The sequence below is a fragment of the Synechococcus sp. WH 5701 genome (genome assembly GCF_000153045.1).
Classification (GTDB): Bacteria; Cyanobacteriota; Cyanobacteriia; order PCC-6307; family Cyanobiaceae; genus Regnicoccus_A; species Regnicoccus_A antarcticus.
In genome coordinates this window covers 1-1451 of sequence record NZ_AANO01000076.1, presented here as the reverse complement: position 1 = coordinate 1451, position 1451 = coordinate 1, and the positions used below count along the sequence as shown (strand labels likewise).

Genomic DNA, 1451 nt, shown 5'->3' with positions numbered 1-1451 from the left:
TCGCGTTTTAGTAACGCACCTCAAACCAGTCGTCCCCCCGCACCGGCAACTGGCATGGTTTCACCCGTTGCACTTGAGCCCCAAGCGGACCCTTTTCGCACCAGGCCCTTAGCTCCGCAAGAGCAATGGGTGGGCCCTCTGCCTGCACTTCAACACTGCCGTCTTGCAGGTTACGAACCCATCCCTTGAGGCCCATATCCAAGGCACGACGGCTGCAGCTGGCTCGAAATCCAACGCCCTGCACATGGCCTTGAATGATCCAGCGCCAGCGCTCCACGAATGGTTGCATTCGTGTGGGCTGCTGTCGGCTCACAAATCGCCTGGCGATGATCTCGCTTCGGTTGCGAGTGCGGCGCGCCATCGGAAGCAAATCGTCGAACAACTGGCCCAATGCAGGTGTACCCAGCTCGCGTGCAACGTCCGTTTGTTCCATCCTTCCGGACGTTGGCTCACTCGCCAACCATTAATTTCCCACAGCACGGATCCGTCGTCGGCCCCTCGGGGGTCGTCCAGTTCCCAGCGGTGAAATTCATGGCCGGTGACCTCTTCCCCCTTCCTCACCAGCAACCCATCCTCCCGGGGCTTCAGGCGGCGATATCCCACTTGCAGTCGGCCGCGGCGAGCATCAAAGGGAAGGATGTTGGCCATGGGATGGGCCTTGCTATCGAGATCGCTGAGTTGCCGTCCCAGCAGCAGCATGCCGCCACATTCGGCATAGACAGGCCGCTGATGGCAAAACTGCCGCAAGGAGTTGAGGCTTTCCGTGGCCTGGCTGATCTGCTCGGCATGTTGTTCCGGGAATCCCCCGGGGAGAATTAAACCTTTGGCCTCCTTTGGAATGGCCGTATTGGCCAGAGGGCTCCAGGGCACAGCGGGCATCCCCAGGTGCTCCAGTAATTCGCCCGTTTCGGGATAGCGGAAATGGAAGGCGGCATCAGCCGCCACGGCCACAGGCAGGGATGGTCCATGGCCTGGTGGGATGTCTGCGAACACCGAAGGGCCCGCAGAAGGAGCCTGCATGAGTGGCGCCAGGGTGCCCAGGTCGAGATGCTGTTCAGCCAAGTCGGCCCAGGCTTGCCGCCGTTGCGTCGGATCGTCCAACTCATGGGCTGGCGCCAGCCCCAGGTGTCGACTGGGCAGCTGTAGGGCATCCGTTCGAGGCATGCAGCCGAGGAGAGGCACGCCAAGACGGTCGAGCACGTCCTGCAGCAAGGCGCGATGGCGAGCGCTGTTCACACGGTTGATCACAACGCCCGCGAGGTTGAGTGTTGGGTCGTGATCTCTGAACCCACGCACGAGGGCCCCAAGCGAGGCCGCTTGGCCTCCGGCATCCACAACTAAAACCACGGGGAGATGGAGAAGGCGAGCGATCGCGGCCGTACTGCCTTCCTCCGTACTGCCAATGCCATCGAAGAGCCCCATGACGCCTTCGATCAGGGCCATGGAGCACA

Annotated in this window: 2 protein-coding genes; both read right to left on the bottom strand. The window is 62.0% G+C overall.

Going from position 1 to position 1451, the window contains the following annotated elements:
* Positions 1-7: 7 nt before the first annotated feature.
* Positions 8-289: an acylphosphatase gene (locus WH5701_RS00445; protein ID WP_009790232.1), complete on the bottom strand. Its 282-nt coding sequence runs from the start codon at positions 287-289 to the stop codon at positions 8-10.
* Between the two features lie 20 nt (positions 290-309).
* Positions 310-1443, bottom strand: coding sequence for a cobyrinate a,c-diamide synthase (locus WH5701_RS16215; protein ID WP_369791627.1), 1134 nt, complete (start codon positions 1441-1443; stop codon positions 310-312).
* Positions 1444-1451: the final 8 nt, after the last annotated feature.